This window comes from Marinobacter sp. CA1, assembly GCF_020546665.1.
In the GTDB taxonomy this organism is placed as follows: Bacteria; Pseudomonadota; Gammaproteobacteria; order Pseudomonadales; family Oleiphilaceae; genus Marinobacter; species Marinobacter xestospongiae.
The window spans coordinates 1379029-1391947 of sequence record NZ_CP071785.1 but is presented as its reverse complement, the minus strand read 5'-3'; the positions used below and the strand labels follow the sequence as shown (position 1 = coordinate 1391947).

Here is a 12919-nt window from a genome sequence, read left to right as displayed (position 1 = left end):
GCCAGGGTCCCGTCTGGAGTCGGCGCTCAGCTTCGGCCTGTCGCATTCCGGTAGCGACGCAGCATGTCCTGATAGGCGGGGCTGCTTCGGAGCTGGCGCAGGGCCTCATCAAACGAGTGGATCAGGGACTCGGAGGTCTGCCGCGAGAACGCGATGAACAGATCCATAGTGCAGGCAACGTGGGGGGAAGCACGGAAGCGCCCCTGGTAGCGATCCTGGCTGACGTAGAACTCCGCCACTTGCCGGTTCATCAGCAACGCGTCAATACGCTCCAACTCCAGCATTTTCAGCCCGGCGTCCAGATCAGGCACCCGGTGGCGGTGGATGGTGTCCAACGCCTCAAACTCAGGGCAATAGAAATAGCCCGCCGAGTAGCCGATGCGCAGGCCGTCCAGATCGGCCAGATCATCCAGAGTTTCGGAGCGAGCCCGGGTGTGCAGGATCACCGATTCACTGCTCACCAGGGGCACCCCGGAAAACTGAAACCGTCGGGCCCGGTCGGGGTTTCGCTTGATTCCGAGGATGGCGTCGCTATGGCCTCGCTCCAGTTGTCGCATTGCCCGTTTCCAGGGCAGGAACGTCAGCTCAACCGGGGTATCCATGCGCTGGAACACCGCCTCGGTGATCTCCCAGAGCACTCCTTCGGGCCCGCTCTCGCCCTCAACCAGCAACGGTGGCCACGCTTCGGTCACCATCTGTACCGGTTCAGCCCGTGCCGTGCAGATCCAGGCCAGGCTCGCCCACCAAAGCAGCACCAGTTGCGCTGCGTACCACCTGCGCCGCTTTCGCATCTGCGCCTATCCCCCTTCAGATCCAGCCAAGAACCATCGAGCACTACCCGCCGATAGCGCGCCATTCAATGGTCGGCACGGCCATTTGTCCAGTCCGCGCATTCCGTTACGGTAGCCCATCCGCTCTACAATACAACGCCTGACAATACATCGCCTGGAGGCACCCCAGTGCAGGAACTGATCCTCTACCACTACCCGCTGTCGCCGTTCTCAGAAAAGATCCGGGCCATGCTGGGCTACACCGGTCTGGCGTGGCACTCGGTCACTGTGCGGGAAATGCCTCCCCGTCCTGAGCTGGCCACGCTTGCCGGCGGTTACCGCCGGATTCCGGTTGCCCAGCTGGGTGCCGACGTGTTCTGCGACACCCGCTCGGTGGCGCGGGAAATCGCCCGACTGGGCCATGCGCCGGAGCTGGTGGTGGAACAACAGAGTGAGCAGATCCAGGCCTTTGTAGCGGAAGCCGACCAGGCCGTTTTTCTGGCCAGTCTGATCACAGCCGGCGGGCCTGGCGTGCTATGGAAGATGATCCGGCAAACGTCGTTGGTGGACACCTGGCAGTTTCTGCGAGACCGTGCTGGCATTGCACGTCTGGCAAAGGTCAAAGCCGACAGCCCCTGGCAGGCAAAACAGCGGCTGGACAACCACCACGCGTTGATGAACGACCGACTTCAGCATCAACCGTTTCTGTTTGGCGATACCCCGTGCATCGCGGATTTCTCGGCGTATCACAGCCTGTGGTTCCTGTGCGATTTTGCCGGCAAACCGGTACTGCGCAAATGGCCTGCGGTGGAGGAATGGTTTGGCAGGATGCGGGCCTTTGGCCATGGCCAGCCCATGCCGATGACCAGTGATGATGCTCTGGCACTGGCCAAGGCCGCCACACCACGCCCCGTCGACTGCTGCGACAAGGCCCTGTGCGGCGATACCGTCACGGTTGCGCCCAACGACTATGGCCGCGATCCGGTAACCGGGCAACTGCGTCATGCCGATGATCATGCCCTGGTAGTTGCCCACGCCGATCCCGGGATCGGCACCGTGCATCTGCACTTTCCCCGACACGGCTTTGAACTCAGAGCTGCGGCTCAATAGGCCATCAGACCGCGAGCCGGCAACCGGATCAATGACCCGGCGCCGGCGGTTCGATCAGTCGAAATGGCCCTGTACCGCTGCCATGATGTCGGAGAAGGATGTCGCCCGGACCTCACTGTCCAGCGGGATCTGCAGCCGTTTGGAGACCTGGCTGGCAGAGATCAGCCCCACCACCGCATTCGCACTGCCATCGGTCACCACCAGGTGCTCCGCATGCTGGTGCTGGAAGGTGGCCACCACATCCCCCACGCTGGCCCGTTCCAGGTCCGCCAGACGGACCAACGGCAACGACGACAGTGGCTGCATGATGTCGGGAACCCGCACCTCCTCAAGCGGCCGCCCCATCTGATGGGCGCGCGCCATGGCGCGCTTGCCCAACACGTCCTTGAGGGCAATCAGGCCGATGCAATCACCACTTCGGTTAACCACCAGCTTGAGAGCGACATCCGCCAGCTTCATCCGCACGCGGGCGTCACCGACGGACAGGTCATGATCAATCACCGAGGGAGCCTGCTGGCGAAAATCCGTCATCAGGATCAGCGCCGGATCATCGAGCGTCAGCTCCAAATGACTGCCAGGCTGGACGATAGCGGCAGACGGCTGCGCCGCGGTTGCGGTCAGGGCATGGTAATAGTTGCTCATTGTGTACCTCACTACAGAACAGAAAATCGAAACGCCTGGCACTGGTCACAATGCCAGGCGCAAAATCGGATCGGGGTTCAGTAGCGGGCCGGAGGCGCCTGAGGCAACTGGGGGAAATGAATCAGACGACGCCTTGGGGATCGCAGGCCGCGGGCCGTCAGCGGGACGGCCCTGGACGACAGCAGCACACTGGCTACGACGCACAGGATCAGCCAGGGGCCATCCGACGGCGACGGGTCACGGCCATCGGCATCCAGTGACCACTCCACTGCCAGGTCGGTCAGCACCGGTCCACCGGCGTGGTCCGGCGACTGGACAGCCAGCAGCCCGACCGCAAACAGGGCCAGGAAAACCGCGATGGTCCATTGACGTTGAGTCATCACATCCGCCCAAACCGCCCGGCCATGACCAGGAACGGCGTCGCATTGAAGATCGGCTGGCGCAGGCGTCCGCCTTGATTTTGATCAAGGCAATGCGTCCAACGCTCTACTCTCACCATGGGCCCGGCGATGGCAAACCACAAGGCAGATGGAGAAGAATTCATCCAGGGAGTCCCGCATTCACTCCCTGGCCACAAACGCTGGCGAAACGGACGTCGTCAATCAGCGTCTCCCTGTGCCTCACCATCGCGCTTCAGCCAGGCCTCGAACCGCCGCGCCCGTAACCCTGCCGTGCGGGCATACCAGTCATGGTCGCGATCAATCGCCCCGGACAGGTGCGACGGCGCGGTGGGCAGATGGGGAGCCATGGCAACACCCGACGCCCGATGTCGGCCAACCCGCCGTTGCGCCGAATAACGGGTCGGCCCATAGCTGATACGATTCGCCAGCGCCGCCATGGCCTCAGTACGGGTAGCGTGGCGAATGAAACGATGGGCTTCGTCCACCTGGTCACTGCCGCGGAGAATGGCCCAGCTGTTGTAATCCAGCAACTGACCGTCCCAGATCACGGTGATCGGTGCTCCCCGGGTCACCTGGGCGTGAAAGAAGCGACCATTGAAGCCGGACGCCATGGCCACCTCGCCATCCTCCAGCCAACGGGCAGGCTGATCACCCGAGGTCCACCAGCGCAAATCCGGTCGAATCTGGTCCAGGCGGCGGAACGCCAGGTCAAACCCCCGCTCGGTACTCAGCAGGTTGTACAATTGCTGTCGCGGTACTTGATAGGACAACAACGCCCACTCCATCAACCCCACCGGTACCCGTCGCAGCGCCCGCTTGCCGGGGAACCGTTCGAGATCAAAGAAATCCGCCACGGAGCTTGGTTTAACTCCGGGAAAGGCCCGTTCATCGAAGGCCAGTACCGTCGAAAACACCAGGTGAGCCACGCCACAGCGGGTAATAGCCCCGGCAGAAAATCCTCCCGCGCGGCAACACCAGTTGGCGACGGCGCCAGCAGTTCCGCCGGCAACGGTTCCAGCAGACCGGCGTCGCAGGCCGCCAAGGCGTCGGCATAGACCATGTCCACCAGGTCCCAGGTCACATCGCCACTGGCCAGGTGGCGACGCAGATCGGCCAGGCCGCCATCGTAGTGGACCGTCCTGATGGGGATGCCCGTAGCGTCGGTAAACGCAGCAAAGTACGCCTGCCGCTGACTGGCCTCGTAGGCGCCACCCCAGGTCAGCACCGTCAGCGGGGTTGGGGCTGGCGATTCCGCCCCTGATTCCGCCACCAACTCCGCCACTACCGGTGCGGCCAACAACCACCCCAGGGCCGCAAGCCAGACACTAGGCCGCTTCGTTCTCTTCCTGTCGCAGGTCATGGATGATCTCCAGGTAGGCCCTTATCACCGCTTCCTCCGGCACCACGCCCAGCAGACGGCCATCATCCGCCAGCAGCGGCACCGCCTCGCCAATGAATCCCGGTAACTGCTCCATCGACTCCCACACCGAGGTCCGCTCATCGAACACCAGCGCCGGCGGGCTTGCCAGACCGGCGACGGGTTGCGCTGCCGGCTCAGTCAACAGATCCGCCAGGTGCAGAGTGCCCAGGTAACGACGCTGGTCATCCACCAGCATGGCTTCGGCCCGCTTGCCCTCGCCCAGGCGTCGCTGGACATCGGCGACGGTCTCGTCGGGCCAAGCCAGAATGCAGTCGTCCACGCGATAATCCGCCACCGCATGGGTGCCCAGAATGGCCTTGTCCCGGCCCTGGGAGAGGTCGAAATGGCGCTGGCGCAATTGCAGGTCAAATAACGAACGCCCCATCACGCGGTAGGAGACCAGGTTGGCAAACACCACGGCCACCATGGCGGCGATGGTGAGGTCATAGCTGCGAGTCAGTTCAAACACAATGAGGATGGTGCTCAAGGGGGCACCAATGACGGAGCTGGCCAGCGCCATCATGCCGCAGACGGCGTAAACCACCTGGCCAGACAGGGGGATGGGCAACAGCTCGGGCAGAAGCAGGCCATAGAGCGCACCGAAAAGAATACCAATCAGCAGCGCCGGGCTGAAAACACCGCCAACAAATCCAAACCCCAGGCACAGGGCCGTGACCAGCAGTTTGGCCACCACGATCAGGGCGAGTTCAGTGCGTCCGAATGCCCCTTCGATGGTGGCAAAGCGCAGGGTTTCCTGGCCGATACCCAGCACCTCAGGCAACCACAGCGCCACCATTCCCAGCCCCAGGCCGGCCAGCGCCGGGCGTCCCCAGGCGGGGACCGGCAGTCGACTCGCCAGCCGGGCACTGCCCTGAATCAACTGGACAAAGACCACCGCCAGGCCGACGCAAAACACCCCCTCCAGCGCAAACAGCACGAACTCGTAACTGTGAGCGACACCAGCAAAGCTCACCTGAAACAACGGAGGGCGGTGAAGGAAAACGTTGGCCACCACGTAACCCACGGCCGCAGCCACCGTGACCGGTGCGAAAGCGCGCAGGGAGTAATGGCGGAGCATGACTTCGTGGGCAAACACCAGGCCGGCGATTGGCGCGTTGAAAGCGGTGGCAATGGCGGCTGACACCCCACAGCCAATGGCAATCGCCCGCAGGTTGCGGACAGGCAGGTGCAAACGCCCCGCCAACGCACCAAACATGCTGCCCAGATAGACCAGGGGACCATACTGACCAACGGAAGCGCCTGCTCCCAGGGACAACAGCGCGGCCAGGGTCGACGCCAGTCCGCTGCGAAAGTCTGGCGGCGGGCGCCGGGTCTGCACCGCCAGGATCGCGTCCGGCGGTGCCAGACCTCGCCGTTCCCGCACCAGCCGACTCACCACCAGGCCGACCACAAGACCGCCCAGGGTGGGTACCAGCACCGTGGCCAGCATCACCAGGGCGGGCTGGTCAGCACGCTGGATGCGGGCATAGGGCGAGACCAGCAACAAATCGTTGAGCCAATGAAGGGCCTCAACGAAGCCAATCGCCGCCAGTGACGCGGTCGATCCCACCACCACCGCCAGGGCTGAGACCACAACGATGCGTAAGACCGCCTGTTGAGAGTCGTGCCGGGGCATCGCTCACGCTCCTGCTGACAGTGCCCCCGGGCAGCAACACGCCGGCGGGCCCTGTCCTGAGCATAGCCCAGACAGCAGCGATCCTGTGGAGCGACAACCACATCGGCCGTCGCCTCTGATCGATTATCCGACCGCTTTCTGTCCTACCACCGTCAGCGGCACGGTTCGGGCCTCACGTTGGGCCAGGTAACGGGTACAGCTGACCCGCAGGAAAGACGCGAAGTTATCCACCTCGCCCCGTAGCTCGGTGACTTCATCATAGAGTTTGCTGATCAACTGGTTGGTGGTCATGCCATCAACTTCAGCGATCTCCTGGAGAATGTCCCAGAACTGGTTCTCCAGCCGCAGTGTGGTGACCACTCCACGAATCCGCAGGGAACGGGAGCGGGATTCGTAGAGGATCGGATCCGCCTTGACGTAGAGTTCACACATCGCAGTCTCCAATGGGAATGGCCACGGCGACATATGCCATGGCCATCATCAATCACAGCGTAATCTGGGCGCCCAGCAGTTTCACAAATGCCGCCAGCCAGGCCGGGTGCGCTGGCCATGCTGGCGCCGTCACCAGGTTGCCTTGGACATGGGCCTGGTCCACGGCGATATCCATGTATTCACCGCCCGCCATTTTTACATCTGGTCCACAGGCCGGGTAGGCACTGCATTCACGACCGTCCAGAACACCGGCTGCGGCCAACAACTGGGCACCGTGGCACACGGCGGCGATCGGCTTATCAGCCTGATTGAACGCCTGAACGATCTCGATTACCCGCTCGTTCAGCCGCAGATACTCCGGAGCACGACCGCCGGGAACCACCAGACCGACATAGTCCTCAACTTTCACTTCGTCGAAATTGTAACTCAGGGCGAAATTGTGACCGGGCTTTTCGGTGTAGGTCTGGTCACCCTCGAAATCGTGGATAGCGGTCTTCACCGTCTCACCGGCTTTCTTGTCCGGACACACGGCATGCACCTCATACCCGAGCATGGTCAGGGCCTGGAAAGGCACCATGGTTTCGTAGTCTTCGGCGAAGTCGCCGGCCAGAAGAAGCAGTTTCTTGGTGGTCATTGTTCCGTTCTCCCTTGATCGTCACAGATACGCGGCCCACCGGGATTGGTGAGCGGTCTTCCATGATGCGCCGGAATCGCTGGCAGGGGGTAACAGCCGGTTAGTACATTGTAAACGGCAGAACGCATTGGACACGGCTGGACGGGCTTGGAAACGACAGGACGGATTGGAAAACCGGGAGAACGATGCCTCCCGGTGTCTGCTCAGGAATAGAACAGTGTGGTGTCGCAGCGGCCACAGATGTGGCCAAGGTAGCCCGTGAACGGGCTCAACTGACGGGTGTGGATATGGTCACTACCACAGGCACGGCAGGCCAACTGGTTACCCTGAACCCGGTCCGGGTAGGTGGTGTGGTACCAATCCCGGTTCATCGACTGGTACTTCCAGAGCCGGGGAAGACGGGTCATCATCACCGAGGCCGGAATCAGGATGAGCATGGCGCCCAGCGTCATGCCGGCCGATCCAGCCCCATCATTCATGAACTGCACCATCAACAGCGCCCCCACCAGCATAACCAGCAGACAGGCGCCAGTGATGGCCATCTTGAGTTGAGAAGGACTCATGGCAATCACACAGCATTTGAAAGTGAATGGAATGCCCAAACGGGGGGCAATACGAAACCGGCGAAATTTTAACCACTTTTTGATCAAACTGCCACCAGAGGCACGATCGTCTGGTGATATCAACCGGAACTGCCTGTGATCCTGAATTCAGGACCAACGCCGTCATCAACGCGGAGTGGCAAACACCTGGGTCCAATAGGAACTGTAGTCGGCATTCTCGGCCAGCACACGCTCCACTGCGACCTCTTCAAAACGCGGGTCCATGATGTTGCGACAATGCCCGGGGCTTTCCAGCCAGCCCGCCATGACACTGTCAACGTCGTGATACCCGGCGGCGATGTTCTCCCCCACCACGCGCCACTGATATCCGGTGGCATCAACCCGCTGTGACGCTTTCAAACCGTCGGAACCGGTGTGACTGAAGAAGTTGTTGGTGGCCATGTCGATGCTGTGGGCAAGCGCTGCTGGTGCAATCTCACAGCTGTAAGTCAATGCCGGGGCCGCGGGATGACGCTCGTCGCCACAGTCGCGAGCCTGTGACCTGGCCTGATTGAGGCTGACCAGCAACTGTGCCTGCATCTCGGTCAGCTCACAGGCTCCGGTGCCGCCGCCCGTGAGGTCGGTATCGTCCACCGGCTGATCGGTTGATGATTCCACCGCCCCGGAGGACGACTCCTGTGCGGACGGAGCGGTCTCGCCGTCACTACCGCCACCACCACAGGCAATCAGAGACAACGACAGGGAAAACAGAAAGAGCGGCTTGAGATTCATGTGCGGGCATCCACCGGGGTCGAAAAGATTGGCGGTAACTTTGCACAGATGGCTCTGACAGGAAAGGGGATGTTTGGCAGATTTACATCAAACAACATTCTGCAACCGGGCGAGCGGCCGGTTTCAGTAAAAACAAAAATACCCCCGACGCCTTATCGGCGCGGGGGCCAGTGGAGTAGTCGAACATAAAGGCCTTGCGTGATCAGTGGCCGTAGATGCGCATGCTGGTGTTGTACACCGACAGGTCATCCAGGTGCACCGCGCCGATTGAGGTTCCCCCCAGCTCCAGCGCACCAATGTGCATGTCAGCATCGAACGAGTTGATATCCAGGGCCAGGGCATCCACACCGGCGGCGTTTGGCGCCTTGTAGATATCAAAGTCCGCCATCGCAAACAGACGCACGACGTTTTCGGATTCGCCCGGTGCGGTACCGTAACCGGCGCCGGTAATCTGCATGTCGCGGATACCCATGGCCAGGAACGGCACGTCCGCTTCCAGCTTGTCGACCGCGAAGCGGGTGTTCACATTCATCTTCTCGGTCTGGTTGTCGATCACGATTCGCATCGAGCCGAACACCCCTTCGACGTTGACGTTATCCATGAGAACCGTGCCGTCGCGGGGTCCATTCTGGGCAATCAGCTCCCATTTGCCGGTGCGGATGGCGAAGTCCACCGGCGAGCCATACAGCGGCAAGACATTAAATACCGCGTCACCGTCCGCCATGATGTCGATGTCGATCTTGATGTTATCAATCGCCGTGGAGGCCTGATTGGGGATTGGGAAGCCCAGTTCCGGAAACATGTCATCCCGGTCGGCACCGCCGATAAAGATGTCGCTGATGGCCAGAGAGCCTTCATCCTCGTAGCGGAACTCTCCCAACTGAACTTGTGCCTCCAGCTCAATGGTGATCCCGGACTGACCGGTGACCTGCCCCATGGATTGGTCGTTCAGCGCTTGCAGTTCTGCCTGTGCTACCAGAGGTGCCATCGAAGTAGCCAGGACCAGTGTTGAAATTTTCAGGCTTTTCATTGTTATAAGTCCTTCTTATGTCGTCCTTTGTTCTTCTTGCGCATAACCTTGGCTGACCGTGTGGCCGGGCCCTCGCGGGCCCGGCTTTTGGCTTACAGGTTCGGAGTCAGCTCCAGGTCAATGGTGTTGCCGGAACCGGCCATGAACAGGTTCAGCACGTCGGTCAACAGACCGCAGTTCTCCAGTGGCGGCAGGTCGTAGGTACCGCTGAGGTTGCCACCAGTGAGCGGTTCGAAGGTCTCGCCATCCGGGGTTTGCATGGCAATGGTGACCGGATCAATGGTGCGGCACTCGGAGCCACCACCCAGCGGGATCTTGAAGCCGAACAGACGGGTGGTCACTTCCGGTACCTGGACGTACATCTGGGATTCCGAGCTCAACACACTGTTGGCCAGTTGTCCGGTGGTGTCACCCACCTGCTCGAAGGTCACCTCTGCGGTCGCGGTCAGGCGACGGAACAGACGGGAAATCTGGAAGGTACCTTCGGTCGGCGCGATGGTGAGATCGGCGGTGAACAGGCCCGTGGCCAGTTCCAGTACCGCATCAATGGAGCCGCTCAGCGGCAGTGAGCTACCATTGGCGTTAATGGTGGTGGCACCTTCCAGGTCCAGCAGGAAATCCACGGTGCCGCTGGAACCGCTGTCACCCTCGCCCTGCAGGGCAACGTCGACAACACCGGCATCCGGGTCATCAGACTCGATCACCAGATTAGCGGTGCTGACGCCAGCCGCCGGAGCGGTATAGGTCACAGTGATGGTACAGGCCTGATCCTGGGTGAGCATGGCGCAGTCATGGGTCTGCAGGAAGTCGCCACTGGCGGCACCGTCGAGGCTGACACCGTTGATGTACAGCACTTCGTCACCAACGTTGCTGACGGTGATGTCGGCAGAGGCGGACGTACCTACCTGGATCTTGCCGAAATCCACCGACTGCGGATCGACACTGATTTCCGGCTCAGGCTGGAGCACGCTGGTACCCGACATGGGCACACCCACCAGGCCATTGTCCGGATCATCCGACTGGATGCTCAGCTCAGCGAGTTGCTCACCTTCTCCGGAGGGGAAGTAGGTGACATCAACGGTGCAGCTTTCACCCGGCGCAACCGTCGTACAGTCGTTGGTCTGCATGTAGGCAGAGGCAGCGGAACCATCAATGGTGATGGCGTTGATGCCGAGAATGGCGCCACCGGTGTTGGCAATGGTGACACTCTGTTCTGCGGACAGACCCAACTGGACATTACCGAACTCGAGGTTGTCAGGCGTTACCTCAATCTTCGGATCCGGGACCGGATCATCATTCACCACCTCGAAGGTCTGCAGAATGTTGTCCTGACCGGCAACCTGGGTACAGTCGGCCGTGAATTCGCCAATTGGCGCCGGCGCGACATCACCACTGGCGGTGCGTGCGACCATGTCGAGTACCAGGCCACCCACGGAAATGGTGCCCTGGCCAACGTCAGCGGCATCAAATACCTGCTGCTCTGCTTCACCGGTGGCCGGTACGGTAAAGGCGCCGGACTGGTCAGGAATCGGCGACTGGGGAATGGTCAGGGGCACCACGATCTGACGGTCGCCAGCACCGGTGGTAATGATGTTGGTGGAGGTGGCAACCCCCTCGATGGTGGCCGAACCAACCAGTTTCAGCCCCAGCCGGGAGTCCTCGTTAACGGTGGTCAGCGCTTCGATCTGGAAGGGACCAAGTGGCTCGCCAACTTTGACCTCGGCAGGAATATCGGCACTGATCTCAGCGAAGATGGGCTGATCACCGATCAGCGGGAAGGGACAGCTGTATTCCAGGGTGAGGTTAACGGGTTCCGCATACGCCGCACTGCCCAGAGCCATCAGGGATGCCGAGGCAACGGCGGATGACAACAGGCGTGACCGCTTGCGTGCATTCGTCGGGTTCATCATTCGTCCTCTGTATTGGTCTTATTGATCATTGTTTGTGCACAGACGGCATCGATGAGGACACCTCAATCGATCTGTGGAGAGGTCGCGGGGGTCGCCACAACGACCACAAGCAACGCATCGGGGTTCCGATGCCTGGCTCTATTAAGCGGCGGGGAGCGGCGGATCGTCATTGCGAAAAACGGCAGGATCATTGACAGTTCTGGCAGGCCCCGGCACCGGTGTTTGAAAACGTGACGGCGGTCAACCTCCCCCCGGAACCAGGGAGCCTCCAATTCACTCCGGACAGCTTCTGCACTGCCCAGATGCGGAGTGAATCAGGGGCTCCTTAATCAGAGGCCCTTAATCAGGGGGGAACCAGACCGTGCCGCTCAGTTCTGGGCCAGCCGGCGAACCTCACCGGGGGTGTGACCGGTCCAACTGCGATAGGCGCGAGTGAAAGCGGCCTGATCACTGAAGCCGACTTTTTCGGCAATGATGTCCAGCGCCAGGGAGGTGTCCCTCAGATATCGGGTGGCGTAGGCCTCGCGGATGTCGTTACGGATGTCCCTGAACGACTCGCCCGCCTCTGCCAGCCGGCTACGCAGGGACCGGGCGCTGATATCCAGTTTGCGCGCGACAGCGTCCAGTGACGTGCCCCGACCCGGATCACGGGAAACAAACTCACGCACCTGGGCCACCACTTCGGTGACCCGCTCCGGTTGTTCCGACTGCCGTGATCGTTCCCTGGCCAGCACATAGCTGGTGTCCACCGAGTCCACCGGCAGCCGCTCGGTCAGCGGCATGATGACCTGGCAACTGCCGCTGTCGAAGTGAAATTCGGCACAGCGGGCCTGGGCCTGCCACTGGGTGGGCGCCAGCCCGGAGGAAAAATCACACTCAAAACGCATGCTGCGACAGACCTGGGACGCCAGCGAGTGGATGCTGCCCATGTAGATCTTGGCAACAAACGGTCGTACCGGCCCCAGGTCCCAGGTATCCCGCAGGTGGAGATGAATGTTGCGGCTGGTGGAGCTGACTTCCATGTCCATCACCGGCAACCCGACCCGGAGGTACTGCACGATCATGTGGGTGAGTTTGGATTGGCTTTGCTGACTCATCAGCGCAAAACCAAGCAGCCCATGGGCCGGGAAATCCAGCTGCTGGCCAAACTGGAAGGGTGCCAGCTCATCGCCCAGCAACTGCTGGGCCTGCTGTACCACGGCCATCACCTCCTCCATGGTCAGAAAGGCGTCGGGGTTATCCAGTTGTGACGGTTCCAGCCCGCTGCCCGACAGCAGGGCCCGCCGGCCAATACCCCGGCTCTCCATGAACCGGGCGAAACGGCGGGCATAGCGCACCGCCAGGATCGGCACTTTGTAAGGGGTATGCCGAGAGGTCAAAGGTATGTGTGTCATGGCTCGAGGTCTTGTGTTGTTGTTTAAGAACCTCTGACTACCGGTAGTCCGGGAGCCCTACATCTCCGGCACCGAGCCTGATTCCCAAGACAACGGCGCTGGACTGCCGGGTATTCCCGGGTACTACCCAGAAGGATGGCCTCCTTGCCCGCCGGCTGACGCAGAAGGTCGCCGGGCGCAAACTGCTGAGCGGCACGAGTATAGGT

General features: G+C 61.4%; 14 protein-coding genes. 1 reads left to right on the top strand and 13 read right to left on the bottom strand.

Annotated features, from left to right (window positions below):
- Positions 1–26 precede the first annotated feature (26 nt).
- Positions 27–791 carry a substrate-binding periplasmic protein gene (locus tag J2887_RS06485; protein WP_227175172.1) on the bottom strand — a complete coding sequence of 255 codons (765 nt, stop codon included), beginning with the start codon at positions 789–791 and terminating at the stop codon, positions 27–29.
- Positions 792–959: 168 nt separating this feature from the next.
- Between J2887_RS06485 and J2887_RS06480 the strand changes: the two genes are divergently transcribed.
- Positions 960–1880 carry a glutathione S-transferase family protein gene (locus J2887_RS06480; RefSeq protein ID WP_227175171.1) on the top strand — a complete coding sequence of 307 codons (921 nt, stop codon included), beginning with the start codon at positions 960–962 and terminating at the stop codon, positions 1878–1880.
- Positions 1881–1934: 54 nt separating this feature from the next.
- On the opposite strand, the gene J2887_RS06475 is transcribed toward J2887_RS06480, so the two are convergent.
- The 12 genes from J2887_RS06475 to J2887_RS06420 all read right to left on the bottom strand — a co-directional run bounded on the left by J2887_RS06475 (position 1935) and on the right by J2887_RS06420 (position 12713).
- On the bottom strand, positions 1935–2522 hold the full coding sequence (locus tag J2887_RS06475) for a CBS domain-containing protein (protein ID WP_227175170.1): 588 nt from the start codon (positions 2520–2522) through the stop codon (positions 1935–1937).
- A 77-nt stretch (positions 2523–2599) separates the two neighbouring features.
- Positions 2600–2902, bottom strand: a complete 303-nt coding sequence (locus tag J2887_RS06470; RefSeq protein WP_227175169.1) for a hypothetical protein — start codon at positions 2900–2902, stop codon at positions 2600–2602.
- Between the two features lie 218 nt (positions 2903–3120).
- Complete coding sequence (locus tag J2887_RS06465; protein ID WP_267461613.1) at positions 3121–3777, bottom strand: extracellular solute-binding protein; 657 nt, start codon at positions 3775–3777, stop codon at positions 3121–3123.
- A complete protein-coding gene (locus tag J2887_RS06460) occupies positions 3708–4220 on the bottom strand; it encodes a hypothetical protein (RefSeq protein ID WP_227175168.1) in 513 nt (170 codons plus the stop codon). The genes J2887_RS06465 and J2887_RS06460 overlap by 70 nt, the downstream gene beginning before the upstream one ends.
- A 28-nt stretch (positions 4221–4248) precedes the next feature.
- Entirely contained in the window at positions 4249–5979 is a 1731-nt protein-coding gene (locus J2887_RS06455) for a chloride channel protein (protein WP_227175167.1), read from the bottom strand.
- A 123-nt stretch (positions 5980–6102) separates the two neighbouring features.
- Complete coding sequence (locus tag J2887_RS06450) at positions 6103–6411, bottom strand: ribbon-helix-helix domain-containing protein (protein WP_227175166.1); 309 nt, start codon at positions 6409–6411, stop codon at positions 6103–6105.
- 52 nt (positions 6412–6463) lie between these two features.
- Positions 6464–7045 (bottom strand): DJ-1/PfpI family protein, encoded by a 582-nt coding sequence (locus tag J2887_RS06445; protein ID WP_227175165.1) that lies wholly within the window; start codon positions 7043–7045, stop codon positions 6464–6466.
- 203 nt (positions 7046–7248) lie between these two features.
- Complete coding sequence (locus J2887_RS06440) at positions 7249–7608, bottom strand: hypothetical protein (RefSeq protein ID WP_227175164.1); 360 nt, start codon at positions 7606–7608, stop codon at positions 7249–7251.
- A gap of 165 nt (positions 7609–7773) precedes the next feature.
- Entirely contained in the window at positions 7774–8379 is a 606-nt protein-coding gene (locus tag J2887_RS06435; protein WP_227175163.1) for a CAP domain-containing protein, read from the bottom strand.
- A gap of 202 nt (positions 8380–8581) precedes the next feature.
- The gene (locus J2887_RS06430; protein WP_227175162.1) at positions 8582–9409 is read right to left on the bottom strand and encodes a DUF6160 family protein; all 828 of its coding nucleotides are present in this window, start codon (positions 9407–9409) and stop codon (positions 8582–8584) included.
- Positions 9410–9501: 92 nt separating this feature from the next.
- On the bottom strand, positions 9502–11319 hold the full coding sequence (locus J2887_RS06425; RefSeq protein ID WP_227175161.1) for a choice-of-anchor D domain-containing protein: 1818 nt from the start codon (positions 11317–11319) through the stop codon (positions 9502–9504).
- Between the two features lie 368 nt (positions 11320–11687).
- A complete protein-coding gene (locus J2887_RS06420) occupies positions 11688–12713 on the bottom strand; it encodes a helix-turn-helix transcriptional regulator (RefSeq protein WP_227175160.1) in 1026 nt (341 codons plus the stop codon).
- Between the last annotated feature and the right edge of the window lie 206 nt (positions 12714–12919).

Bases quoted from the DNA above. Each gene is read 5' to 3' on its own strand.
- J2887_RS06435 (WP_227175163.1), bottom strand. From the start codon at position 8,379: ATGAATCTCAAGCCGCTCTTTCTGTTTTCCCTGTCGTTGTCTCTGATT.
- J2887_RS06425 (WP_227175161.1), bottom strand. From the start codon at position 11,319: ATGATGAACCCGACGAATGCACGCAAGCGGTCACGCCTGTTGTCATCC.
- J2887_RS06470 (WP_227175169.1), bottom strand. From the start codon at position 2,902: ATGACTCAACGTCAATGGACCATCGCGGTTTTCCTGGCCCTGTTTGCG.
- J2887_RS06420 (WP_227175160.1), bottom strand. From the start codon at position 12,713: ATGACACACATACCTTTGACCTCTCGGCATACCCCTTACAAAGTGCCG.
- J2887_RS06475 (WP_227175170.1), bottom strand. From the start codon at position 2,522: ATGAGCAACTATTACCATGCCCTGACCGCAACCGCGGCGCAGCCGTCT.
- J2887_RS06430 (WP_227175162.1), bottom strand. From the start codon at position 9,409: ATGAAAAGCCTGAAAATTTCAACACTGGTCCTGGCTACTTCGATGGCA.
- J2887_RS06485 (WP_227175172.1), bottom strand. From the start codon at position 791: ATGCGAAAGCGGCGCAGGTGGTACGCAGCGCAACTGGTGCTGCTTTGG.
- J2887_RS06440 (WP_227175164.1), bottom strand. From the start codon at position 7,608: ATGAGTCCTTCTCAACTCAAGATGGCCATCACTGGCGCCTGTCTGCTG.
- J2887_RS06445 (WP_227175165.1), bottom strand. From the start codon at position 7,045: ATGACCACCAAGAAACTGCTTCTTCTGGCCGGCGACTTCGCCGAAGAC.
- J2887_RS06455 (WP_227175167.1), bottom strand. From the start codon at position 5,979: ATGCCCCGGCACGACTCTCAACAGGCGGTCTTACGCATCGTTGTGGTC.
- J2887_RS06450 (WP_227175166.1), bottom strand. From the start codon at position 6,411: ATGTGTGAACTCTACGTCAAGGCGGATCCGATCCTCTACGAATCCCGC.